Consider the following 25634-nt stretch of genomic DNA (forward strand, 5'->3'; position numbering starts at 1 on the left):
TTCGTAAAGTGTTGTCTTTCAAATCCTGGGATATGTTTTTGCAACATTCGGAACGCTCTTTCTGCGCCGGAAGAGGTCCGTGGTTATTTGGGTGGAACAAGTGATGGGACGGATTATTTCAATAGTCTTTTTATGTTTTTCGGTGGTGACGGCCTTCGGGCAACCCACCAGCGAATACCGTTTCGAAAAATACACGACAGCCGAAGGCTTGCCACAAAACCGTGTCTATGACATCGTTCAGGACGCCAACGGATTTATGTGGTTTGCCACAGACGACGGTGTGGCCAGGTTCGACGGATTCGAGTTTCGCCGAGTGGGGACGGCCGCTCTGAGCAGTAATATAGTCTCTGCTCTGTGCGCCGGTAACGGATCGACCCTCTGGATAGGAACCAACAAAGGCCTGAACGCTTATAATACGGAGACCGGCCATGTGGATTTTCCTGATACGGGAACGGGAGCCGGCGAGGCCAATATCTCGGATTTGGCGTTTGACGGGCGTTACTTGTGGATCAACTACTGGAATTTGGCCGAAGTTTATGACCCTATTACCGGAAAAAACCAACGGTTGGAGTATAAGGGAAAGCCTCTTCTGTCGGTCAAAAGTATGGCTTTGGACAAGACAACGGGCAAGATGTTGTTGACTGCGAACGCGGGCCTTTATGAAGCCAGTGTGGATAAGAAAGGCAAACTGCAGGTGCGCAGGGTCTTGGACGGACTGAAAGACGCGAACAAGATTCACGTCACGGAAGACGGTGATATGTACGTGTACGGTGGTTTTCGCATTTATAAAGTGAAAAGCGCTAACGGAAAGTTCAGCAAGAAGAAGATAGCCTATAATACGGAAAACTGGATTGTTTCCATCACCAACGACCGGCAAGGCAGGCTTTGGTTGGGTACGCCGGGTGCGTTGTTCCGTTTGGACACGACGAAAGACAAACTGAATTCGACGGTCCGGATCACGTCAATCGCCGGAACGCCGATGCCGGTCAAAACGATCAGCAATCTGTTCACCGACCGTTCGGGAGTGATCTGGGGCGTGGAGTATTTTGGCGGAGTGTTTAAGGTAAACCCGCTGGAACGGGATTTTGTCGAATATTTCAGCCTTCAGTCCCAAGATACTTTATTGAATAATGATGTCAGGTCCATTCTTGCCGACAGTGAAGGCGAACTCTGGGTCGGAACGCGCGATAGCGGTCTTTACCGGTTTGGGAAAGACCGTGAGTTTTTGGGCATTTATAAAGAGAACCGTTTAGACAGTGGCACTTTGCCCGACAAAAGAATCCGATGCCTCTTTGAGGATCGGCAAAAAAGACTTTGGGTTGGCGCTTCGGATGATTTAAGATGGTTCGACAGGGAGAAAGACCATTTTTTCCGTTTCGAAACTACCGAAGGTTCGATAAAGTCTGTGGAAGGGACGGTTTACAGTATTTTCGAAGACAGCAAAGACAATATTTGGTTCGGTAGCAACAAAGGCATTTACAAGCTGGATGAGTCCGAAAAGTTGACGTATTACCGGAACAATCCGAAAGACTCCACTTCGTTGAGCAATGATTTTATCCGTTACGTTTTCGAAGACGAGGACGGCGTGATCTGGATAGCGACCAACGCCGGCGGACTCGACAAACTAACCGCTGACGAGCGTTTTGAGCATTTCCGTTCCGACGACAATAAGGAAGAAACTCTGGCGTCCGACAAAGTGTATTCCATCGGGCAAGACAAATACGGAAACCTCTGGGTGGGGACGCACAATGGTTTGAGCGTTTTGCCCAAAGGCAAAAAACGATTTTTTAACCTTAACGAAAGCGAAGGCCTTCCCGGAAATATCGTTTACGGAATTTTGAAAGACGATCAGGGCCGGATGTGGATCAGTACCAATAAGGGAATAGCCGTTTTTGCGGGAGATATCCGGGCGCATAAATCCAAGAATTATAACCGGCCGAAGACTTTTAGGGAATATCTGAAATTCGTGGAATTCTCTGACGACGCCATGTTCAAAAGCGCGAACGGCGATCTTTATTTCGGAGGGACGGGAGGTTACGCCGTGTTCTATCCGGACAAAATCATCGACAATCCGGTAGCTCCCAAGGTGGCGATTACCGAACTGAGACTTTTCAATAAGCCGGTAGAGAAATACAAGTCGCCTAAAGGCGGTTCGTCGTCGCTTTTTCCGGAGGCTTTGGATACGCTTTGGCTGGATTACGGCCAGAATATGTTTTCCCTTAAATTCTCGGCACTCTCTTTCGCCGATGTCCGGGCAAACCAGTACGCCTACAAATTGGAAGGCGTGAACAACGGCTGGGTTTACACACTGGCCGATAACAGGACGGCTTCTTATACAAACCTCAGCCCGGGGCATTACACGTTCCGCGTAAAAGCTGCCAACGAAGACGGGGTTTGGAGCGGACAAGAGACTCGTTTGGTTGTTATCGTCGAGCCTCCGTTTTGGTGGACGCCTTGGTTTTTGGGAGGCGTTTTGGTTTTGGCGATTCTCCTAGTCGTTTTGCTTTTCCGCTATAGGCTGAATGTGGAAAGAAGACAAAAAGCGGTTTTGGAAAGGAAAGTCAGGGAAGCTACCGAAGAGATTGTCCGGCAAAACAAGGCTCTGGAAACCCAAAACGAGGCCCTGGAATCTCAGCAGGAGGAAATTTTGCGCCAGCAAAAAAGACTTATAGAAATGAGTGAGGAAGTCCACGAGGCGGATCAGTCAAAGCTTCGTTTCTTCACTAATATTTCGCACGAATTCAAAACTCCCCTGACCTTGATTCTCGGTCCTTTGGAAGAGCTCTTGGCCTCGGAAAACGTGTCGGCACCCGTACGGGAACGTCTGGGAATGATGCGCAACAACGGCCGGATGCTTTTGAGGCTGATCAACGAATTGATGGATCTGCGCAAAATCGATATCGGAAAGATGGGATTGCGCGTTAGCGAGGGGGATTTGAAATCCTTGCTTGAGGAAATTTCTGGCCAATTCGCCTCGGTGGCGCAACGTAAGCGAATCGATATAGGTTTGGAGCTGGGAGATGCGCCCGTTTCCGGTTATTTCGATCGGGGGAAGTTGGAGAAAGTGGTTTTCAACCTGTTGTCCAACGCCGTGAAATATACGCCGGAAGATGGCTCCGTCAACGTTTCGTTAAGCGTGGAGGACGGTGAGGCTCTTATCCGTGTGGCGGACAGCGGATCGGGAATTCCGGAAGAGGAAAAGCAGAAAATTTTTGACCGCTTCTACCGGGTGGAACATAGCGTATCCGGTAGCGGAATCGGTTTGTCATTGGTAAAAGAACTGATAACAACGCACAAAGGCAGTGTCGGTTTGTACGATAATTCGCCTTGCGGAGCGGTTTTCGAATTGCGTTTCCCGATAGATAGAAATGCGTATTCCGAAGAAGAATGCCTGGTAAATCCGGTTAGCCCGGCGGTAAAAAGGGAATTGGTTGATATAGACGCCGAAGAGACCGGTAAATCTCCGAACGGTAACACCTTCGGGATATCGGAAGAGGAGCGGCCTGTGGTTTTGGTGGTCGAGGATAATCCAGACCTGAGACTTTTCGTAAAAGCGACGTTACAGCCGGACTACGAAGTGCTGGAAGCTGCGGACGGGGCGGAAGGCTTGGAAATAGCGACGGAAAAATCGCCGGATCTGGTTATTTCGGACGTGATGATGCCGAGGATGGACGGAATCGAGTTTTGTGGCGAAGTGAAGAGCCGACTGATGACCTGCCACATTCCTGTGATATTGCTCACGGCTAAAACCTCCGAAGAATCCAGAGTCTTGGGCTACGATACCGGCGCCGACGATTATTTGGCAAAACCTTTCAGCCCGAAAGTCCTGCGTTCGCGTGTTGCCAATTTACTGGCCAACCGGGAGCTTTTGCGCAAGCGTTTCGGCGGTTCGTCGCTGGTCGATTCGTCGGAGGGCGCGCCGTCAGCCAAGGACAAGCGGTTTATCGAGAAGATCCTGAAGATAATAAGACGGGATCTGGACAGTCCGGATTTGGGTGTGGAGAAAATAGGGGCGGAAATCGGCATGAGCCGTTCCAACCTTTACAGAAAAATAAAAGCTCTGACGGGAATGTCGGCTACGGATTTTGTAAGATCTACAAAGCTGAAAGCCGGTGCCGAGTTTTTGCTTGCCGGAGGGCTGAACGTTTCGGAAGTGGCGTACCGTATCGGTTTCGAATCGCCGGTGGCGTTTCGCAAGGCGTTCAAAAAGCATTTTGGCGTGGCCCCTTCGGCATATGCCAAACAGAAATTGGAAGAACAGGAAGCCGAATAAAACCGGGGAAAGATGGCGGAGAAAAAGGTGGTTTGGATAGTGGGGGCGTCTTCGGGAATAGGCGAGGCCTTGGCGAGAAAATTCGCTAAGCCGGGCTATAAATTGGCGCTTTCGGCCCGGAGGCGGGAGCGCTTGCAGGAAATGGCGGAAGTCTTGGAATGCGAGACCTTTTGCTTCCGTTTCGATCTGGAAAGTGATGACCCGGCGGAAGCTTTCGCAAATGTTAAGGAAAGCTTCGGGCGGTTGGATACGGTGATGATCGTGGCGGGCCTTAGCCAGCGTTCGGCGTTTTTGGATATGTCAGCCGAAGTTTTCGACAGAATAATGCGTTTGAACTTCTCCGCTCAGGTTGACCTTGTGCGGGCCGTATTGCCTGAAATGGTTAAGAATGGTGGCGGGCAGTTTGTCGTTATAAATAGCCTTCAGGGACATATCGCCTTGCCGGAACGTTCCGCTTATTCGGCTTCTAAACACGCTTCTTTGGCTTTCTTCGACAGTTTGAGACTGGAATATAAAGACCGTGGCGTAAAGGTTTTGAACGTTTGTCCGGCTTATGTGAATACGGATTTCTCGCTACGGGCTTTGTCCGGAAAAGGCGAGGAGCAAACGAGCAAAGACAAAAAGCACAGCTCGGGCGTCAGTCCGGATTTTGTGGCGAATCAGATTTCGAAAGCTCTGAATAGCGGGGAAATCGAGATTTTTCCCGGGCGCTTTAAAGATGTTATCGGTATTTACCTGCAGCGTTTTCTTCCCAAGAAGTTGTTTCAGCGCTTGCTGTCTCTTCGGTAGGCAGTTATTTTTTTCCTTTAAACTTTCTCCAAGGTCTTTCCGCCCAAAACAGGTCCTCTACGCCCCCCACTTTGGTTTCTCGCGTTTTGGTGTCTATAGAGCACCATTCGTCGTCAGGGTCGGGGCTGGCGTCTTGGTGGACATGAGGCGTGCTACTCCAAAACTCGGCCGAATCGGGCCGGTATTTTTCCGGAACGCTTTTCATTATAATGTCAAGAAACTCTTCGTGCGCTTCTCCCGGGCGGGTAGACATTTCCAACTCTGTTCTTAACGGATTTTCGAATTCCTTGAGGCATTTTTCATACTCGTCAATGCCCGAATGCGTTCCGTGCAATGCGTCGATTGCGGTAAACAGAGCGTTGCCGAAAGCGATAAACCCGGGCATCCAGCCCATAGTGTAGTGTCGGTAAGGTAAAATCGCTTCCTGAGAATGCTCAAGCTGAACGGAATTGGGCACCAAGCCAGCCAAAGCGTTTGCTGCTTCGGGGTATTCCAATAGAATTCGCTCCTTGTTCTCGCTCGCTCGTTTGGGCGAAAAAGCGGAGGGCGGAAACTGAACGCTGGCGGGCCCTTCCGCGGGAATATTCCAGCCGGCGGTATCCGTATGTTTCCCCTCGGTGCTTGGAGCGATGTAAATATGTCTTGAAGAAAAATCAGGTTCCTGTTTAGTGCTCAAAACCTGAGCGTGACGGCCAAGATGGTTGGTGCCTTCGCTAGCGGGTTCGATATTGGTGCCCGAGACAGAGTATTGCGGTTCTGTGAAAGAACGTGAGGCGTTGCGGTGATCTCTGCCGCTAGGGTCTACGGTTCCGAATATTTTCTGAATGAGGGCTGTTCCGGTTTTCGTAGCCAATAACCGAAGGAAATAATCCATAATTCTGAGCCTGAATCTCTCGTTTTTCGGATTTTCGGAAGAAATGGAGAGTCTTGAGCTTTCGGCAGGCTTATGCATCGAGGTTGTTATCGCCTTCCAAAGTGTTTTTGTTTCCTCATGAATAGCGCTGCTCTCGGCGGAATCTGTTGCTGGGGCACAAGGCGACAGATTTTCGTTCAATGACATTTTTGTGAGCCAAAGGTGTTCGCTGTCGGCGTGGTGCAACACATAGGCGAAGGCTTTTTGGATAGCGGATTCTCCGGTGTCATTCTCCGCGATGGGGTTCGCGGCCTGCCAAGTGTAAATAAGCTTTTCGATTTCCGAGATTACCCTAAAGGCCGTCATCACTTGCGCCTCATAGTCTTGGCTGACTCTGGCCAGCATCAGTTTAGCCCTTCCCAGTTCTGCGTTCAACGATCCGATTTCGGTCAACAAGCGTCGTTGTTCGTCATAAATGTCTTCTCCGCCCGTAGCGGTGGTCTCGTCCAGTATCGGGCCCCTTTCTTCCAAAATATGCCGATGGTCCCTAACCTCAAGAGCTACGGAATCGGCGGTTACCTTAAGGTCCTTAAGGTGGCTGGAGCCTGATTGCATTCCTTGCCTCATACCTACTAGTATGCTGGCGTTTTCCGTAATAGCCAGTTTGATTCGTCTGAATTTTTTCAGCTTGCGAATCATCGCTTGGCGAAGGGCCTTGTTTTCCGGACCTTTTTCCTCAAATGGGGCAACATCGAAAAGGGCGGAGAATGTTTCGGCGGAAAACGACGGAACAGTCGGGCTTTCTGCCGGAGCCGGTTGGTCAAGACTGATTTCGACCCAGCCCGGAGGCATCGTTTTCTTTTTGGCTGGGGTAGTTACGGCCGTGGCTCCTTGGTCCGTCTCTTCAGTTTCCAGTTCGTCTTCGCTTTCTTCGGCTTGCCACGGATCATAGCTTGTCCAGAATCGCTCTTCCAGGTTTGTGGAACAAACGGAAAGCACCGAAAGAAGCGGAGGAGAAAGGCTTGCTCCCTCGTCTTGTTTCTTTGGAATCGGTTTTGGTGATTGTTCGCCTGGCTTAAACATGCTTTCCGGATTATATGGAATACCCGGAATGATGCTTTATGTTTTTGATTAGCCTTCAGTAGCTTCCAGCTTTTCTATGCGTTTTTCCAGTGCGTTGAGCCGTTCTTCCATCCATAAGTTACGGTGTTGCGCTGGTTCGCGGGTGGCTTGGTACTTCGACAGTATCGCCCGGATTGTCCGAATTTCCAGAATATTTTCGTCGTTTGGGTCGATGGGAGCCGAATAAGGCGAGTCCGTTTTCAGCACGCCGTCCAAGAAACGCAGACATTCGATTCTTTGCGAAGACCTTATTAGGTACGCGTGCCCGTTTCGCAATTCGTTAACCTTGGCGGGAGTGGTGAATAAAGTGTCGCCGGGACGGATATCATGCAGTCCGCTGTCTTTGATCTCTATCGCCACCCCGTCGTTAAGGTGTAACGGGACGGTCACGATAGGTCTGGCTTTTATAAATTGTCGAGAGTCTCCGGCTTGGGCATAGTCTTCCGTGTCGTTTTTCGTGACATAGGGCATATTGTTAGTCAAGCGCGGGCCAAGCGAAGCCTTCAGCGGGTCCACGATGTCGAAGTGGGCGAGTTCGTTGACCGTAATGTCGCGGGTAAGCAACGAGTCCACGCTTAAGCCGAAATGTTTGGAGATAAGAATGATGGTGTCGATTTTCGGTTCGGACCTTCCTTCCTCATAAGCGCCCACGCTTGGTCGGGCAAGGTTAAAAAGCTCGGCGAATTTCGCTTGGCTTAATTTTTTTATTGTCCTGATTTTCTTGATGTTTTTGCCTATTAGGGACATGTGGTGCTTGTTTTTTGAGCAAGATAATGAATCATTGAAAAAAATAATTCAAAAAACTTGCTCATTTTATGAGCTATTCTGTAACTTTTGACCATCAAAGGCGTTAAGCATATTGTAGATCATCGCAAGTCGGTAAGAATTATGAGCAGAAAGATTAGCCTGAGCTCAGAAAAACACTTACTTTTATTGTGATAATACATTGCTGACTTAAAAGATTTTTCAATTCATGGAAAGCTATTTCAACCAAGTTAAAGATTATTTGTTGGATCTTGATTACATCATCAAATACGAAAATAAAAATGACGGTGTATTCGTCGTGGATCACGAATCAAACGGCATCGCGGATATGGTTATCGGATGTGCGGATCCAATCCTGATTGTCGAACAATTCATCTTCGAAATCGGAGAAAGTAACGAAGAGGTTTTCAGGCAACTGCTTCAGAAAAACAGGGATATTATCCACGGAGCCTTCGTTTTGGACGAAACGGGACGCCGGGTGATTTTCAGAGACACATTGCAACTGGAAAATCTTGATTTGAACGAAATAGAGGCGACCCTGAATTCGTTGGGGCTTTTGCTCAGCGAGTATTCGGATCAGATACTGAAGTTCTCCAAGCAGGCCGTTTAAAACGGATTGACACTAGGACTGATTGATTAGAAAACAATAAAAAACAAAAATACTATGAACATCTTCAAGAGACTTTTCAAGATAGGCGAAGCCAATGCCCATTCCGCAATCGACAGTTTGGAAGACCCGATAAAACTCACCGAGCAGGGAATCCGCGACATGAAGAAAGACCTTGACGCCAGCCTTCATTCGTTGGCCGAGGTTAAGGCTATGGCGATCCGTTCGCGCAATGAGCACCAGAGTTACCTGAACAAAGTAAAAGACTACGAAAGCAAAGCCGTGGCTTTGTTGAACCGCGCTGAGCGGGGTGATATGAGCGTGGACGAGGCTGATCGTTTGGCTTCTCAGGCTTTGGTCAAGAAGAAAGAGAACGAAGAGCACGCCCAGCGTTCGCAAGCCGACCGCGAGCGTTTTGACAAGTCGGTAGCCCAGCTTGAGGCGAATGTGCGCGAGTTGCGTCACAACATCAGCAAGTGGGAAAACGAGCTTAAGACTCTCCGCGCTCGTGTGAAAGTGAGTACTGCCACCAAAAAACTCAACAAGCAATTGGCACAGATCGATTCATCTAGCACAGTGGCGATGTTGGAGCGTATGAAAGACAAGGCGGCCCAAGAGGAAGCTTTGGCGGAGTCTTACGGAGAAATTGCCAACGAGAGCAAGTCCGTTGACGACGAGATTGACAAGGCGCTCAAGGACTCGCCGGCCAGCCAGGCTTCTGACGATTTGGCGGCTTTGAAAGCCCGTCTGAACCGTAATAAAGGGACTGACCTCTAACAAACTGAAACTCATAGTTCAGTATAAAAATAGCGCCCTAGGCGGCGCGGCTTGTTTGACTAAATAGACAAGTGTTTTGTGTGTTGGCTTCGGACTTTCGGGTCCGAAGCTATTTTCGTGAATAAGCGTGGTTGTTTTCCGGCGTATTTAAGCTGGCGACGCGACGTCCAAAACTTATCGGAATATGGGTCTGTTTGATTTCTTTAAGAAAAAAGAGGAAGAGCCGTCTTATGATCCCACCAATCTGAAATTGATCGATTTGCGGGAAGGTTTCATCCTTGATTACGATATGCAGTCTTGGGAAGTGGTCAAGGCGTTTGAATACGATTGGGGAAATGATTATTTCACTTTGGAGCTTCGTCTGGACAACGGAACGGACAGCCTGCACTTGGCCGTAGACGATAACGACGGCATGGAACTGACTTTGACCAAAGATGTGAAAGTCCGCCACCTTGACGAAGACTTGCCCGAATATATAGTCGAGCACGAGACGGCGCCCAAGAAGCTGGTTTACGAAGGGACAGTTTATTATCTTGACGAGGAAAGCGCCGGGTATTGCAAAGAGATTACGGCTCCTGACAACGCTTGGCAGGAATTGATTAACTGGGATTATTACGATAAGACGGAGAAAAAGCACCTGTCCGTTACGCAGTGGGGAGACCGGGAGTTTGAATGCGCCGTAGGTCGGGTGGCCAAGGAGTTCGAATTTTCGAATATCATACCCGGAAAGGGTTAAGCCGTCGCCTGATTTTTTGTGAAAATATATTGAAGATGAAGCATAGAAAATTTGCGTGGGTTTTGGTGTTGCCACTTATGTTTTTTGCCTCTTGCGGAGGTGGTGAGCGGTATTCCAAAACTGCGCTTGACAAACTGATCCAGAAACTCAGCAACGTCGAAACCTACTCTATCATTTTGTATGATATGGACGTGGAAGGGACTTTCAGCAATACGTACAAGCATCGTTACCAAGTGTTGAAAAACGTGGGCGATACGGTGGAACAGGAGCTTATGCCTTGGGAAAAGGTCAGTGAGCGGACGTTCTTGCGTTATCGTGACGATATGGGCATGACCATCGTTTCAAAGTCGGACGGAAAGCTGAAGAAGGAAGTGAGCCCGGCGGGTTACGCCAATTATGTGGGCAATAAGCAGTACGGACATTGGGTCCAAGGCAGTGGCGGAAGCTTTTGGGAATTTTACGGCAAGTACGCTTTTATGTCGAGTATGTTTGACTTGGCCACTTATCCGATCCGCAGATCTTATTGGAACGATTACCGCACGAATTATTACGGAAGAAACAGAGCCTATTATGGCCCGACCGTAGGCGGGAGAAGCTATTACGGAACTTCGAGTAATTATAATAGAAAGAAAAGCTTCAACTCGACATGGAGTAAAAAGACCAACGGTTTCAAAGACCGTGTGAGTAGCCGAACTTCAAGGTCCGGATCCTCGGGTTCTAGGTTCAGTAAGTCTACGGGGTCCTCAAGAAGCAGTTCGGGCAGTCGTTTCGGAAGTTCCTCCAGTAGCAGATCAAGATCTAGCTCACGATACAGCGGATCGTCTTCGCGTTCCAGAGGCGGAGGTTTTGGTAAATAATGCTTCGGAATCAATTTCTCATAAATAATATTTTTCCTTGATCATGGGTTTTACAGATCTTTTGAATGGCGTGTTCGGGACGTTAGTGTATACTCTAGCGGGAATAGCGCTTATCGTAATCGGAAAGTTGGCTTATCAGGTTTTTAATCCGGGCGTGAATGTCAAGGACGAACTGGTGGAGAAAGACAACTTGGCTTTTGCCGTGGCGCATATGGGTTACTTTGTCGGTTTGCTGATTTCGATCGGAAGCGTATTGACAGGTCCTTCGGACGGTTTGCTGATCGACATTATCAACATCGGCATATATGGCTTGCTTTCGATATTGTTGCTGAACTTGGCGATCATTATCAACGACAAACTGATTTTACGCAAGTTCGATATCAAGAAAGAGATTATCACGGACCGCAACGTAGGTTCCGGTGCCGCTGAGGCCGGCGCCGCTATCGCTACCGGTTTAGTAATCTGCGGATCGCTTTACGGCGAGGGTACCATTTGGACCGCTTTGGTTTTCTGGGTCGTTGGTCAAGCAGTATTGATAGCGACCAGTTTCTTGTATAACGCTATGTTGCCGTACGATATCCATGATCATATTGAAAAAGATAACGTGGCCGTAGGCGTGGGTTTTGCCGGAGCGTTGATCGCTTTGGGTAACCTGATCCGCAACGGTTTGGTGTCTGATTTCACTGATTGGAGCGAAAGCGCCATATACCTTGGCTTTGACGTGGTGGTTGGTTTGCTGATGTTGCCGATAGCGCGTTGGGGTACGGACAAGATTCTTTTGCCTGGCCGTCGTCTGACTGACGAGATTGTTAACCAAGACAAGCCGAACGTGGGCGCCGCTATTTTGGAGGCCTTTTCGTATATCGGTGGTTCGGTATTGATCTGTTGGGCACTGGCCTAATAATAAGTGATCGGGCCTGTGTGTAGGCCCTTGAGTGATCAGCAGGGATGAGATTAAGGTCAAATATTCTGAAACTCTGTCTTTTGGCGACAGGGCTGGCGGGTGTCGTAGCGGAGTATACGCTATCGACACTCGCTACTTATTTTCTGGGCGATTCGGTTTTCCAGTTCACGATGATCGTCTCGATCATGCTTTTTTCGATGGGCTTGGGCAGTCGTGTCAGCCGTTTTGTCAAGGGCGATTTGCTCTGGGCGTTTGTCTATATCGAGTTGGGGCTTTCCCTGACTTGCTCTTTCGTTTCCATTCTTACGTATATGTCGGCGGCGTACTCCGGTTATGCCGGCTGGGTTATCTATTCGCTGAGCGTTTTGGTGGGCGGGCTTGTAGGGATGGAAATCCCGATCGTAATACGCCTGAACGACCGCTTTGAGGAATTGAAAGTAAACGTCTCGGCGGTCATGGAGAAGGACTATTACGGTAGCCTTTTGGGCGGAGTTTTTTTCGCTTTTGTCGGTTTGCCACATTTGGGACTTACCTACACGCCTTTTATTTTGGGAAGCGTAAACCTCTTGGTGGCGATGACACTGTTGTGGTCTCTTTGGGAAAAAATAGAGAAGGAGGGACGTCTTCGGTTAGGTTCGGCGTCATTGGGTGTTGCGACTCTGATTATTTTTGGTGCTTTTAACGCAAAAACGATTACGAATCATGGCGAGGAACGGCGCTATAAGGACCATGTGGTTTTTTCGGAACAAACGCCTTATCAGCGAATCGTAATGACGGAGTCGAAAGACGGTTTTTGGCTTTTCATCAACGGAAATCAACAGCTGAGCTCACTGGATGAGGAACGCTATCACGAACCTCTGGTACATCCGGCCTTGACATTGGTCGGTAATCCGTCCGAGGTATTGGTGTTTGGTGGAGGCGACGGTTGCGCTGTCCGCGAAATCCTGAAATACCCTTCGGTAAAAGAAGTGACTGTGGTGGATCTGGATCCCGCCATGACGGATCTGGCGAAGGAACACCCGTTGCTTTCAAACCTGAACGGTGGCGCTTTGGAAGACCCGAGGGTGAAGGTGAAAAACGTTGACGGTTTTACTTTTTTGGAAAAGGACAAAGGCTATTACGATGCGGTGATTATTGACCTTCCCGATCCTAAGACCGTGGAATTGGGGCGCTTGTACAGCTATGAGTTTTACCGGATGTGCGCAAACCGGATGCGTCCGCACGGTGTGGTGATTACGCAGGCTGGAAGCCCGTATTACGCAACGGAGGCGTTTGATTGTATTAACAAAACAATGACAGAGGCCGGATTTTCCACGGCCAAATTACATAATCAGGTTTTGACTTTGGGAGAGTGGGGTTGGGTTTTGGGAACCAAAAAAGGTTCGGAAAAGGAATTGCTGTTGCGACTGCGAAAACTTGATTTTTCAAACGTGAAAACGCAGTGGATCAATGGTGAGGCCATGACGCTGATGACCAGCTTTGGGAAAGATATTTTCCGGCAGGAGAAAGAAGTGGGCGTTAACCGAATTCACGATCCGATTTTGTATCGTTATTACGCAAACGGACGTTGGGACATGTATTGACCGGTTTAGAACATCTTGTTCAGGCGGTCCTTCAACGTTTTTTTCTTCTCGAATTGTACGTTGATAATCCTAATGTCTTTAGGTTCGTTGTGGACCGGTTGGGCGATGATATTGCCCTCCGTATCGATCATCCCGTATTTTCCGTTTCTGCGGACAAGCGCCAAGAGTCGGTTTTGCCCGTGTTGCTTAAACTTTGAGATCTCGTCGTAAAGCGGGTGTACCGTGATTTTTCCGTCAAGATTTGCTAAGCCTTGCTTTCTGCTTTTGACCACTAAAGCCAAATTCTCCACTCCGAGGTCTCCGAAACGGCCAATTTTATCGTAAAAAGGATGGATGACGATTTTCCCGTCGAGGTCTACGACCCCTTTCTTTCCTCGGCGTTCCACTACGGCCAAGTGTTGGGCTCCGCTTTTGCCAAAAGGAAAAACCTTTGAGTAATAAGGGTGGAGGATAACTTTTCCGTCCAGATTAATCAGGCCGAACATACCGTCTTTTTTCACGATGGCGAGATGGTCTACGCCAAGTTCGCCAAACGAGCCGATTTCATCGTAAAAAGGACGCAACACGGTTTTTCCGTCGATATTCACGATGCCTTTCTTTCCGTATTTTTCGATTACAGCCAAGTGTTTCGGGCCGAGAACGCCGAACTCGCTTGTCTTGTCATGAAAATCTTGGGCAAAGGACTTCCCGTGCAGAAAAATGATCAGCGTAATGGCCAGTAGCCTTGAAAAGAGTGTTGCGCTCATATCCTGTGAGAAACTATTTTAGTTGAAAAACAGGTTCAGGCCGACGGAAGCGGCGTGCAATTCCGGACCTTTGTCTGAATAAAACATCGGGTTCAGGTCATATTCAGCGTAGAAAATGAGCCAGTCGAAACCGATTTCACCGCGAAGACCGTAGCGCCAGTTGTTGATGAAGAAGCTGTCGTAGTCCCGCTCGTTTTTTTCGTAGCCGTTTTCTTTGAAATTGGCTCTGGTGTAGCTTTTTATCTTTACGCCTCCGTATGCGCCCGCCCCGATGTGCAGGTTGCTCCAGCGTCCGACGCGGAATGCGGGAACAAAGCGCAGGTTGAAGTGCGCCACGGTAAGTTTACTTTTGTCGTAGTTTCTGTCCGGGTCGGTATCCGGTTGAAATATAACTTTGTCGTCGCTTTTTAAGAGACGCGTGTTATCGTTTTCAAACTTGAAGTTGTACCAAGAGACGTATACGCCGAGCCGGAAAAGGAAATCGTCCGAAAGGAAAACGTCTTGCCCCAAGCCCAAAGCTATATTCCATGATCCCCAAGAGCGAACGCTGTAGGGCGAGTCGTCGGCGTTGGGAAAAGAGCCGTCTTGCAACCAGTTGCTGATGCCGAAATCAATGATAGGCGTTGTGGACGAGAATGACTTGAAAGGGTTTCGCCTGCGCCCGCGACGGTTGCCGTAAATGTCATGGTCGGGGTCCTCCTCTTGTAGTGTCGGTTGCGGACCGACGGGAGCGGGAGGTATGTAACTGGGCTCGTTTTCCAGACCTTTGTCCGTAAAGTACGTTTCGCCGTTAAAACCTTCGATCCTGATGATTTTCACGTCATTCCCTTCCTGGCTTTTGGCGTCCAGTACATCCTCGATCATCTTGTTGAAATCGTAGGAGCTGAGAGCCGACAGGTCGGTGTTTTCGTTTGTAACGATGATAATCTTGCTCTTGTCGGCCAATTCTACGGTCAGCGTGTCGCGCGGGGCGGGGCCGGCAGTTTGGGCCATGGCGCCGAATGACGTTAAGAGCAGGACGATGGCAAGTATGGTGCGTGATGCGAGCTTCATATTTTGTCTCGGTAGTTATCTGACATTTCTGTTCCTTCTGTTACGACGGCGTTTTGCGTTGGCGTCGTTTCTTCTCTTTCCTCCGAGGAATTCTTTCAGAGTGGGTTTGCGCTTCCGTTCGCTACGCGGAGCGGTGTAGTTACTTGCGATATATGTAATCACCACGGCGCCTTGGGGAGCCTTCGTGACTTGCTGAGTAGTCGTAGCTTTTTCTTTTGGAGCCGAGGCGCTCATTTCCGTAGTGGTAGTCGGAATTTCGGCTGTAGCTACGGTCTTAATTTGGGCTGTTGAGGCTATAGACTCTTGTTCCGAAGCTTTCTCCTGAATCGGTTGTTGTGCGACGGCAATTGTTTCAGGTTGCTTTTTGAGAGTTTCTATTTTTGCTGCGGTTGCGATAGCCACAGAAGCGCTTGGCTTTTGGGCTGCTTGCTTGTTTTCCAAACGAAGTTCGTCTGCGGAAGAAGCATTGGCTTTCGCTAGTTGTATTTTCGGTTGCGCTTGCTGTTTTGCCAGTGTCGTTTTTACGGTAGCGGTTTCAAACGTATTGCTTTTGGCTATTGTAGCCGGGGCTTTGGGTTGAGACATATTGGTCTCAAACGTAGGCTTTTTGGCTACGGGAGTTATAAGGTGATTGGCCTTGGTGTCGCCGTTGGCTTGTCCGCCTCCGGGATTCTTCATGTCTGGCCATAGCCCGATGGTGAGCCCCAAAACCAAGCAAGCCGCAACGCCCGTCATCGTGCGCCACAGCAGGATTTTTCTGGTTTTGGTCTTTTCCTTCGCATCCCGTTGGTCTAGCTGTTCTTCCAAGGCGTCCCAAGCGCTAAGCGATGGCGTGGCCTTCAAATCGCCGAGGCGTTCGGAAAAGAGCTGGTCTATGTCGTGTGTCTCTTTTTTCTTCATGATCTCACTTGCTTAACAGCGTAGTCAAGGGCCATAAGTTTCTTTTTGAGCAAGGCGCGGGCCCTGCTGAGTTGCGATTTCGAAGTGCCGGTACTGATGCCCAGCTTTTCGCCGATTTCATCGTGCGAATATCCCTCGATGGCGTACAGGTTAAACACCGCCTTGTAGCCCGAGGGCAGTTCGTTTATAATCCGGAGCAGGTCGTCCGCTTCGGCTTTGCATTCCTCATAGCCGAAGGTTTCGTCGAATTCGGCCAAGTCTATATCCGTTTCCAGAAACAGCGATTTGTTCTGCCTCAGGTAATTCAATGACTCGTTTACCATAATCCTCCGCAACCAACCGCCGAAAGCACCCCGGCCCTCGAAGCTGTCGATTCGCTCAAAGGCTTTCATAAATGCCTTGAGCATTACCGTTTCCGCCTCGGCCCGGTCAGATACATAGCGCATGCACACTCCCAACATAACGGGAGCGTACTTTTCGTACAGCCCTTTTTGGCATCTGCGGTCGTTGCGCCTGCACCCTTCGATCAGGTCGTTTTCGTTCACGGACTTAGTTAGCGTTAGCATGTTGTCAAAAAGTCTAGCGGTCCGTGTCAGGTTTCCAAAACTCCCCCATTATCTCTCTTCGCAAAAACCTGAACGATATCCCCTTGTCCACGTCTATGATGCGGATTGATAGACTATGGTTGCGTCGTCTGAAAAATAAAAATAATAAAATGTGGCTTAAGTCGGGGACTCCTGCGGTTTCTTTGTGTTGATCTTTGTTTTTTGTGGAGTTCACGCCTGTTTTACCGCAGCGGTTTTTCTGTTTAGGCGCCCTTGGCGTGCCCCAAATGTGCTATGAGGAATGTTCAATGCGTAGGATGGATGTTCGTGTAGTAAAAACGAGTCAGGCAAGGTTTCGTAAAAGCGATGGCTCTCCTTATTTTTAGGACTCAATGACTGACATATATTTTTAGTTCAATATGGAACAAGGCAGAAGAGATTTTTTGAAAAAAAGCGGCGTGGCCGTTACCGGCATGGCTATGCTCCCGCAAGTTTTGGCCGCAAAGCGAAAACAAGGCAAAAGGCCGAATCTTATTTATGTTTTTCCGGACCAGATGCGCCGGCAAGCCATGGGGTTTTGGAAAAAGGACAAGTACCGCAACCTTCTGAATGGCGATACCGACCCGGTACACACACCAAGCCTCGACAAGTTTGCCGACGAGAGTGTGGTGTTTACCCAAGTGACTTCCACTTCGCCTATTTGCAGTCCGCACAGGGCTATGCTCTTCTCCGGGAAGTATCCGCACAAAAACGGCGTGTTGTGGAATTGCCGTGCCGACCGCGAAAACCAACTCGACCCCGAAGCCGAGTGTTTCGGCGATGTGCTTAAGAAGTCGGGCTACAGTTGTGGCTATATCGGCAAGTACCATATGGATAAGCCCGAGGCAAATGATCCTGACAGGCCGGGGTACTATGTAAACGGGGCCACCCGTCCTGAGCAACGTTGTTGGGACGCCTTTACGCCAGTCGAATTGCGCCACGGTTTCGATTATTGGTATTCGTACGGAACTTTTGACGTGCATAAAAACCCGCATTATTGGGACAGTAACGGCAAAAAGCACGAGCCTGGGATTTGGTCGCCGATACACGAAGCGGACAAAGCTATTTCTTATATCAATAATGAGGAAAACCAGCGTGACGAGGAAAAGCCGTTCTTCCTTGTGGTGTCGATGAACCCGCCTCACGGACCTTATTACGGTTTGAAAGATACGGACGAGGATGTGTTCAATGAGTTTTATTCCAAAGAGAAACAGCCTGACGTTGATGAATTACTGAACAGGCCAAATGTACCCGCCGATTTCGGAAAGTGCCGTAAGGCCGTGCGTTATTATATGTCGCACGTGACGGGAGTTGACCGCGAATTCGGACGGATTGTGGAGGCCGTGGACAAAAGCGGAAAGGCCGACGAGACGATCATCGTATTTGCCTCCGACCATGGCGAAATGATGGGAAGCCACGGGAAGATGGGCAAAACCCAGTTGTACGAGGAAGCTTTTGGCATTCCGTTTATCGTGCGTTATCCCGAAAAACTCAAGCCCGCCACTTCCGACTTGTTGATGGACACGCCCGATATTATGCCTTCGCTGTTGGGCTTGATGGGGCTTAAGGACAGTATTCCCGAGGATGTGCAAGGAGCGGATTACTCGAAGTTTTTCCTCAAGCCAAAAAAGAAAGGCGGAAAACCCGAGGTAGCGCTGTTTATCACTCACGGAAACGGCCGGAGAGGTTTGCGGACAGACACGCATTCGATAATGTTGAGCGATAAGCTGGAGGAAGGAATTACGCTGTTCGACAATATCAAAGATCCGTATCAGCAGACTCCGCTTGATATTGATAAAAACAAAAAGCTATCCGATGATCTTTTGGGCAAATTAGCCAATCGCCTTCGTGAAATCGAGGATCCTTGGTTTGTGGATAAAACTCGTAGTGATGTTTTGCCTTATGGTAAAGTATAATAGAGTTGTTTTTAGATCAATCTGAAACGTTCGGGGGCGGGAACTTGGTTTTCTGTCCCCGTTTTTTGTAAAAGGGAAAAAGTGGGGCGCCGAAGAGGCGCCCGCAAAAAAATGGGCAAGGGAAATTGCCATGGATAAAATCTGTTAGCCACGACTCGATGTGAAATCTAAGGCCCGTTCGTAATCCAGAAAACTGCCTTGAGTAAGGCGGTAAGCGTTGTCTTTTTTTTCCACAATTTCTTTTTCCAGTAGCTTTTCCAAGCGTGAATAGGCTAGCGATACGCTGTCGGGAGCAAGTTTGTCAAGAAGCACTTCCCCAGACTCCAACAGGCCCTTTACCTTGCGGTCCACACGTTGTTTTGTGGCTGTTTCTCCTGTGCGGAACACAGGGTATAGCCCTTTGCGGACAGCTTCTCGGTAATCGTCGGCGTCTGGAAGGGTGAAAATGGATTTAGGTCCGATTTGACCTCCCGCACCTGCGCCCAGCGGAATCATATCGCGATCCTCATGTGGAGTGAGAGTATATTCGCAACGGGTGGTTTTCGTTTTTCCGAAGTTCTTAACATTCCAGTGGCTATATCCGGCTTCAAGTGCGCTTTGAGCTCCCGCAAGGCGCGTTTCCATCACTTGGTCGTAGCTGGGCATTGCGGAAATACGTCCCCGCTCGATTCCTTTTTTCAAGGGTGCGCCGTCAAAGAGCTGAAGACGATATTGCGAGATGTTGTCCACTCCCAAATCAGTGGCCAACTTTACGTCCTCGGCCAGGTCTTCGGGCATTTGGCCTGGGATTCCGTACATCAGGTCCAGACTGGTTTCAAGTCCAGATTCCCGGGCAATTTTTATTTTGGAAACCATTTCTTGCCTAGTGGCGGGACGGCCGAGCATTTTGCGTCGGTTTTCGTCGAAAGTTTGCAGGCCTATGCTGACACGGGTTACGTGATTTCGCTTAAGGATGTCAAGCATTTTGGGACTGATTCGGGTCAGTGTGCTTTCTACGGTAAATTCGTGGCCTATGGCGGGGCGAAAATTTTTTGTGAGTTCGGCCAGCAGGAATCCCATATCATCTGGTGCGAGGATGGTGGGTGTGCCTCCGCCAAAGAAGTAAACGCTGAATGGACTGTCGGCCACAAACGGCCTTTGTCCCAAAGCCCGGATCATTTTTACAGTGGTTTGGGCAAAATCCTTGAGCTTGCCGGCCGGGTGGCGGTAGAAGGGGCAATAGTTGCAATGCGAACGGCAGAAAGGGGTGTGCAGATATACTACCCGTTGGTTTCCGGGTGTGGGTGGGAGGTCCAACAGTGGCGCCAACATGGCGCTGAAGTGTTCCGTCATATCGGAAGCGGAGGTTTTTTTGTCGGCCTTGGTCATAGAATTGGAAAGGGAAATAAGCGAGCCGGCCCGAGGGCCGACCCGCCATGATTAGACTAACGAATCATTGCAACAAGCGGTATTCAAATTTCGGGTAGCCACGTTCGCCACCGTCGTTGGTGAGCGATATGAAGCGGAGTTTGTAATAATTTCCGGATGCGTCTTTGAGCACAAAGAACCGATCGGTTTTAATGGAAGCGCCGTTCATGCCTAAGCTTCTCCATTGGCTACCGATAGTGTTTTGGACACTGGACAATTCAAGGGCTTCCGCTTTAGTTTTGTCAAACGCCTTGAATTCTGAATCAAGCTCTTGGCCTTCGCCGAGTGTTACTATGGCCGAAGAACATCCACTGCCGTGAATTACATAATCTTTGTATTCGTATGCGATTGAGGTTCCTCCCATATTTAGGCGAACTGACATGCGGGTGAATGCGATGTCCCAGTTGGCAGGTACAAGGTCCACAATTTCGTTTGACTTGATGGATACATGAGTAAAATCCCCTTTGTCAGCGTTTTTAGGAACGTCAAGTGTTTTGGTGGTGCTTTCTTCAGGCATCTTGTGCGTGATGACATAACCGCCATTTTTACGGTAAAATTTGGCCAATTTCCATGTGAAGGTATTCGCTTCTTGTCCGGGAAAACGAAGTAGGTGTACCATGTTCTCCGTGGCTGTTACCGAAATAGGGGCAACCGCAGTTTCGTCCAAGGAGCCGGTTTCGCTGTCTATGGAAGTGATGGGGTCAGAGAATCCGCCTGGGATCTTAGCTTTCGCATCGGTAATGTCTTGTTCTGTAATAGCGGAGAAATCACTTTTGCCTACCGATACGGCTCTAACGGAATTGGAATAGTTAAGCTTAACCACAAAGTCGGATCCGTTGGTGAACATCAAATCCCAAGAATTGGCTTCTTTGCTCCATTGGCGGTTGGCGCTTAGGTCGAAGTAGGCTTGTTTTCCTTCGTCTTTACCTCCCATATCCGCCGAAGTGACATCGCCGGTGGAAAGCACCTCGCCGAATGAAAGTTTCAGCTCTGTGTTTGCTCCCAAAAGCAATCCCTGTGTTTCGGAAGCTAAGGTCATATTAAGTACCTCGTCTCCGTCGAATAGGGCTCCGTCGGTTTTCTTGACCAAGAAAGTCACCTGCGTGGCTCCAACGCTTACGGGGAGAGCTACCGTTGAGCCGTTGGCGGAAGGTTCGGTAGTGTATTGTGTGGTATAAGCCAACTTTTCGCTGGCCAGAGTCACGTTCAAGGTGCCGGCTATATCGGCTTTGCGTGAAAGCGTTACGGTTACGGTAGCCGAAGTTTCGTCCGCGCCAATTGAGGTTTCTTTGGTTGAGAAACTGGCGGTAAGGTCCGGCAGGTCGATGTCGTCATCGTCACTGCATGACCAAAGGGTTGATATCGCCAACATGGCGATGATGGAACGTAAGATTATGGTCTTGGATAACATGGAATTAATTGTTTATAAAAGATGTCGGGATTAAAAAACAGTATATTAAAGGCCAAACGGCCATCGGTTACTTTTTGCTGAAGCGATAACCCAGCGTGACGAAGTACGACCTGCCATAGCCGACATTTCGGCCGGCATTACTGCCGTGAGCCCCTCCGCTGGATTCTCCTTGGTTAGTGGTAGTGACATCGAGCAAGTTTTTCACACCGGCTGTTGTCGTCAGATTTCCTTTGAAGAAGTTTTTGGATATCGTGAAGTCTAGCCACTCGAAAGGATCAAAGTATTTGACAACTTCGACAGTCGATTCCTCTCCGTCTGTTCCTGTCACTTTTTCAGAACCTATGTAAGGGGTTCTCCCTGTGCGCTTGAGGAAGAAACTGGCGCTAAGCCCGATTTTGGGGAAGTTTTGCGTAAGCGAAGCCGTGATTTCTCCAGTCTCGGTAAATTCCGATTCGGAAAGTAATGAGACTGAGGTGAGTCCATAAGCCACGGCCAATTCGGTGTTTTTATAAAGCGTCCTTTGGCTTAAAGTGAATCCGTATGTGCGATAACTGTCGAAGTTCTTGAATGTGCTGATGGGCGGTCCGCTTGCGTTGTCTTCGTATTTCAATCCGATTTTGTCATGCACATCATTGTAAAAGGCGGATAAATCGGTTCGGAGCGTGAAGTCACCAAGTTTTTTCCGAAAATCGGTAGCCAAACCGAAGTGGTCGGAAGTTTCGGCCTTAAGGTCAGGGTTGCCGTAAATGTTGTGGTTGGAGTCCACGAAGGTGTAATAAAGCTCCCGTACCGACGGCGCCCGGAATCCGCGTCCGTATTCGGCACGCAGGCTGATTTCGTCGTTTAGGGCGTATTTCAGGTGGAGTTGCGGCGTTACCGGAGCATCATAAATGCTATTGATTGCGTAGCGCAACCCGGGTTTTACGGCCAACTTTCCGAAGCTGAGTTCCGCCGTGGCGAAAAACGCGTGGTCGCTGATGGCTTCGGGGGCGGAGAGTTTTGTGCCCCCGGCTTTTTCGTGTGAATACGCGTAACCGCCTTGGATTTTGGCTATTCCTTTTTTGTAAAAGAACTGGGCGATGACGTTTACGGCGTCGTAAGTGTCGTCTTGTGGCTTGTCGTTGAGCGAGAGGGTTTTCTTGCCTGTCGCTTTATCCACGTTGTATGTGAGCGTTTTCCGTTCGTAATCCGTATAGGCGGCGCTCCAGTGCGTTGAGAAATCGTGACCGAAACGGTATGCGGCCTGCAGTTGGTGGCTGAGCCTTTTTGTGTCATATTTTCGATCTTCGGCTTTTTCCGGACCCCATTCGCCGGGATTGTCAATGGTTTGGTCCATAAAGTCGAAGCGATAGTGGGCGTCCCACTGTTTGTCGGAATAGTTGAGGGTTCCCGATCCGTACCATTGTTCTTTCGGAAGCCATTCTTTGGTTCGGTTGTCCTCGTTGGCGCTGAATCCTCCGAACTTATAGTGCCCGAATGATGCCCGTGCCGATATTTTATCCGAAATTCTGTAGCTGGCGTAAGCGTTTTGGCGATGGAGGCCTTGGTCTTTTCCGTATTGGTCGCCGGCGCTTTCCTCGGAAATGTTTACGCCCGCTTCCACTTTGTTGGCGCTTGATGTTTTGGTGATCAAATTCACCACGCCCGCCAGAGCGTCCACGCCGAAGTTTACGGCCATGGGGCCTTCGATTATCTCGACGCGTTCGATTTCGTCGAGATTGATTTGGTTAAGGTCGATGGCATTGTCCGTGCCCGAGCGTCCGGCCATCGGCACGCCGTCGACCAGCACTTTGACATATTGGCCCGACATACCCATGAATTGGAGCGAAGCCTGCCCGGTGGCGCCGTCTTGCGCGAAGCGGATGTTGAGCTGGGTGCGCAACAGTTGCTCAAGGCTCTGCGACCCCGATTTTTCTATCCGTTCCGCCCCGATGGTTTTGACTCTGTAGACGGAGTTTCGCGATGATTGGGGGGAGAATTGCCCAGTTACGACCACCTCGTCGAGTTGGAGGCTTTTCGGAGTGAGGTAAACGGTGGTGTCATTGCCTGAAAATCTGAAGAAAATCGGCTCGTAGCTTATATGGGATGTTTCCAGCTTGATGTGGCCGTGGTCTCCAAGCCAATTGGCGTTGCCGTCCGGGCCGGAAATTATACATTGGCCCATTCCTTTTTCGGTACGGAATCCTACCGCTACGCCAGGTATGCTTTCGCCGGTCTTCTGGTCTCTGAAGTGGATTTTTTGCGCCGAGGCGAATCCGAACGCGAGTACGGACAAAAAGCTTAGCGCATATTTCAGGCAGGACATATTTCTTTATATTAATATAGACTAATTACAAATAGAGAGTCAAAAAAATTCTGGACTTAAGGTTTTAAAGGCCTGTCTGTCCAGAACCGAGGGAAAAGTGGCCGGCCACATGGCCGACCCTTTTCTATGAGGAAGATTTCGATCTTAGTTCTTTTCCAATTGGCTTACGTATTCTCTCCACTGCTCCCGCTCCGGAATGCCCGGCTTGCGCAAGCCGAAGAATTGGGTAACCAACTCCTTGTCTTTGTCAAAAAGCTCGATGGAAGTCACTTCACCGTCTGTGGTTGGTTTTTTGACAACCCAAGCGTCGTGTACCAAGCTGGTGCGCAGGTGCATATTGAAATTCGGATCCATAATATTGAGCCAGTCACCCATAGGTTTGATGTTTTTGACCTTGCCTTGGTGGATCTGGATATTACCGCGATTCCCTGCGAAAATCATGATAGGGAACTGGTCGGCGGCGACTTTTTCGAGCAAAGGCTGTAGCGAGTCGATTTTTACTCTGTAAGCGAACTGCTCGCCGGCAAGTTCCAGCGCATCGTAGCGGTGGGCCTTGTGCTTGCGGATCATTCCGAAGAAATCGTGGGTGTCTTTCAACTCCGACCAATCTTTGCGCAAAGCCTCGCCGTCAACCTCCTCTTTCGGAGTATGCGGTTTTTCGGCGGGGGCTGTAACCGCCTGTTTTTTAGACTGGTTTTCTGACGTATAGTCGGCCACAAGCTGTTCGAAGGCTTCGCGGTCACCTTTTTCTTTAAGATAAATCTTGGTTACGGCATCGCCTGATTTGTCGAAAATCTGGATGCTTTCCATAAATCCTTTGGCCTTCGGGTTGATGACATGGAATGCGACAAACCAATTGGCCAAGAAAAGGCGGGTTTCGATAGGCCCGATGACCTGGCCCATGTGGTGTGGCCCGCTGCCGAAGGTTTCGACTTTTTGGAAATTGCCTTTGTGTTCGAGCACGCAGGTCTCGTTGCGGGTAATGGAAAGCACTTGCTTAAGCGCGGGCAAGCGTTTGACAAACACGTCCCAGTCGCCTTCAAGGCGGGTTACGTTGTCTCCGATTTTAGAGGCTATGAGCTCCGCCTCACTTACTCCGAGTTGGTTTGCCGCGTCGCGCGGGTAGGTTCTCGGTTTTTCTTCCACTATCTTGATCCAAGCGTCGCGGAGGGCTTGGCCACTAAGTTTTTCATTATCCACAGGATTGCTCATGGTAGTGCTTGTTGTCTTATTTGTTGATTGGAATTTGGCTAATCTTTGCCGAATCAGCGATTACGAAAGGACAGCGGGTCTCCGGGCAGCGGAGCATCCTGACCGGGTGGGAATACGTTTCCTCGATTGTCTCTTTTGTAAACACCTCATCCGTTATCCCTTGCGCTATTTCTTTGCCGTTTTTAAGAAAAAGAATCTTGTCGGCGAAGCGCGAGGCGGCGTTTAGGTCGTGAATCACGGCCATTACGGCGATGTTTTCGCCCTGAATATCCTTTACAGTTTCCAGAATACGCTGTTGCTGGGCAAGATCCATGTTCGATGTCGGTTCGTCAAGGAACAGGTATTTCGATCCCTCGCCGTTGCCGTAAATCTGGGCCAAAACTCTGGCCAGCTGTACGCGTTGTTGTTCTCCGCCGGAAAGGCTGGTGAACGGGCGCTTGCGCAGACGGGCCGTGTCGGTCAGTTTCAATGCGTCTTCCACAATCCGGCTGTCCGTTTCCGGGTCGGCTAGGTGGGGCATGCGTCCCATCGCCACGATTTCTTCCACCTTGAAAGGGAAGTTTACGCTGAATTGCTGTGACATGACGGCCCGTTTAGTCGCCAGTTCCGCCGGTTTTTGTTCGTGCAGGCTTTTGTCGCCTATCCGCACTTCGCCTTCGCTGGGGCTACTGTCGCCGCACATGGTCCGGAGAAGGCTGGACTTTCCGGCCCCGTTGGCGCCCAATACGGCGGTAAACGTGCCTGGCTGTAGCCCGAGGCTGATATTGTCGAAAATTCGTTTTCCGTTTATCGAAAGAGATACTTCCCGGGCGTCCAGCATCGGTTGGTTTTTAT

At 49.5% G+C, this 25634-nt stretch carries 20 protein-coding genes; 9 read left to right on the forward strand and 11 right to left on the reverse strand.

Features of this window, described 5'->3' with window-relative positions; translation table 11 throughout:
• Nucleotides 1–103 precede the first annotated feature (103 nt).
• Both AABK39_RS04275 and AABK39_RS04280 read left to right on the forward strand, forming a co-directional pair.
• Nucleotides 104–4273, forward strand: a complete 4170-nt coding sequence (locus AABK39_RS04275; protein WP_338393681.1) for a hybrid sensor histidine kinase/response regulator transcription factor — start codon at nt 104–106, stop codon at nt 4271–4273.
• A 12-nt stretch (nt 4274–4285) separates the two neighbouring features.
• Nucleotides 4286–5062, forward strand: coding sequence for an SDR family NAD(P)-dependent oxidoreductase (locus tag AABK39_RS04280; RefSeq protein ID WP_338393682.1), 777 nt, complete (start codon nt 4286–4288; stop codon nt 5060–5062).
• 4 nt (nt 5063–5066) lie between these two features.
• On the opposite strand, the gene AABK39_RS04285 is transcribed toward AABK39_RS04280, so the two are convergent.
• Complete coding sequence (locus tag AABK39_RS04285) at nt 5067–6998, reverse strand: hypothetical protein (protein ID WP_338393683.1); 1932 nt, start codon at nt 6996–6998, stop codon at nt 5067–5069.
• A 48-nt stretch (nt 6999–7046) separates the two neighbouring features.
• Nucleotides 7047–7784, reverse strand: a complete 738-nt coding sequence (locus AABK39_RS04290) for a helix-turn-helix domain-containing protein (protein WP_338393684.1) — start codon at nt 7782–7784, stop codon at nt 7047–7049.
• Between the two features lie 226 nt (nt 7785–8010).
• On the opposite strand from AABK39_RS04290, the gene AABK39_RS04295 reads away from it, so the two are divergent.
• From AABK39_RS04295 to AABK39_RS04320, 6 genes are all read left to right on the forward strand, one after another.
• Nucleotides 8011–8412: a YbjN domain-containing protein gene (locus tag AABK39_RS04295; RefSeq protein WP_338393686.1), complete on the forward strand. Its 402-nt coding sequence runs from the start codon at nt 8011–8013 to the stop codon at nt 8410–8412.
• 54 nt (nt 8413–8466) lie between these two features.
• Complete coding sequence (locus tag AABK39_RS04300) at nt 8467–9186, forward strand: PspA/IM30 family protein (protein WP_338393687.1); 720 nt, start codon at nt 8467–8469, stop codon at nt 9184–9186.
• Between the two features lie 184 nt (nt 9187–9370).
• On the forward strand, nt 9371–9922 hold the full coding sequence (locus AABK39_RS04305; RefSeq protein ID WP_338393688.1) for a DUF4178 domain-containing protein: 552 nt from the start codon (nt 9371–9373) through the stop codon (nt 9920–9922).
• 35 nt (nt 9923–9957) lie between these two features.
• Nucleotides 9958–10779, forward strand: a complete 822-nt coding sequence (locus AABK39_RS04310; protein ID WP_338393689.1) for a hypothetical protein — start codon at nt 9958–9960, stop codon at nt 10777–10779.
• 43 nt (nt 10780–10822) lie between these two features.
• On the forward strand, nt 10823–11680 hold the full coding sequence (locus tag AABK39_RS04315) for a DUF350 domain-containing protein (protein WP_338393690.1): 858 nt from the start codon (nt 10823–10825) through the stop codon (nt 11678–11680).
• A gap of 47 nt (nt 11681–11727) precedes the next feature.
• Nucleotides 11728–13266: a polyamine aminopropyltransferase gene (locus tag AABK39_RS04320; RefSeq protein ID WP_338393691.1), complete on the forward strand. Its 1539-nt coding sequence runs from the start codon at nt 11728–11730 to the stop codon at nt 13264–13266.
• A gap of 5 nt (nt 13267–13271) precedes the next feature.
• On the opposite strand, the gene AABK39_RS04325 is transcribed toward AABK39_RS04320, so the two are convergent.
• From AABK39_RS04325 to AABK39_RS04340, 4 genes are read right to left on the reverse strand one after another with little or no spacing between them, the layout of a single operon-like run.
• Nucleotides 13272–14012, reverse strand: a complete 741-nt coding sequence (locus AABK39_RS04325; RefSeq protein WP_338393692.1) for a WG repeat-containing protein — start codon at nt 14010–14012, stop codon at nt 13272–13274.
• An 18-nt stretch (nt 14013–14030) separates the two neighbouring features.
• A complete protein-coding gene (locus AABK39_RS04330) occupies nt 14031–15065 on the reverse strand; it encodes an outer membrane beta-barrel protein (protein ID WP_338393693.1) in 1035 nt (344 codons plus the stop codon).
• A gap of 15 nt (nt 15066–15080) precedes the next feature.
• On the reverse strand, nt 15081–15965 hold the full coding sequence (locus tag AABK39_RS04335; RefSeq protein WP_338393694.1) for a hypothetical protein: 885 nt from the start codon (nt 15963–15965) through the stop codon (nt 15081–15083).
• A complete protein-coding gene (locus AABK39_RS04340) occupies nt 15962–16531 on the reverse strand; it encodes an RNA polymerase sigma factor (protein ID WP_338393695.1) in 570 nt (189 codons plus the stop codon). The genes AABK39_RS04335 and AABK39_RS04340 overlap by 4 nt, the downstream gene beginning before the upstream one ends.
• 422 nt (nt 16532–16953) lie before the next feature.
• Here AABK39_RS04340 and AABK39_RS04345 point away from each other — a divergent pair, with 422 nt between their 5' ends.
• Nucleotides 16954–18465 carry a sulfatase family protein gene (locus tag AABK39_RS04345; protein WP_338393696.1) on the forward strand — a complete coding sequence of 504 codons (1512 nt, stop codon included), beginning with the start codon at nt 16954–16956 and terminating at the stop codon, nt 18463–18465.
• A 144-nt stretch (nt 18466–18609) separates the two neighbouring features.
• Here the strand turns inward: AABK39_RS04345 and AABK39_RS04350 are convergent, their stop codons facing one another.
• From AABK39_RS04350 to AABK39_RS04370, 5 genes are all read right to left on the reverse strand, one after another.
• The gene (locus AABK39_RS04350) at nt 18610–19833 is read right to left on the reverse strand and encodes a coproporphyrinogen-III oxidase family protein (protein ID WP_338393697.1); all 1224 of its coding nucleotides are present in this window, start codon (nt 19831–19833) and stop codon (nt 18610–18612) included.
• 64 nt (nt 19834–19897) lie between these two features.
• On the reverse strand, nt 19898–21283 hold the full coding sequence (locus AABK39_RS04355) for an HmuY family protein (RefSeq protein ID WP_338393698.1): 1386 nt from the start codon (nt 21281–21283) through the stop codon (nt 19898–19900).
• A gap of 67 nt (nt 21284–21350) precedes the next feature.
• Nucleotides 21351–23588 (reverse strand): TonB-dependent receptor plug domain-containing protein, encoded by a 2238-nt coding sequence (locus tag AABK39_RS04360; RefSeq protein ID WP_338393699.1) that lies wholly within the window; start codon nt 23586–23588, stop codon nt 21351–21353.
• A gap of 144 nt (nt 23589–23732) precedes the next feature.
• A complete protein-coding gene (locus AABK39_RS04365) occupies nt 23733–24800 on the reverse strand; it encodes a hemin-degrading factor (RefSeq protein WP_338393700.1) in 1068 nt (355 codons plus the stop codon).
• Nucleotides 24801–24816: 16 nt separating this feature from the next.
• Entirely contained in the window at nt 24817–25620 is an 804-nt protein-coding gene (locus AABK39_RS04370) for a heme ABC transporter ATP-binding protein (RefSeq protein ID WP_338393701.1), read from the reverse strand.
• Between the last annotated feature and the right edge of the window lie 14 nt (nt 25621–25634).

Source organism: Fulvitalea axinellae, assembly GCF_036492835.1.
Taxonomy (GTDB): domain Bacteria; phylum Bacteroidota; class Bacteroidia; order Cytophagales; family Cyclobacteriaceae; genus Fulvitalea; species Fulvitalea axinellae.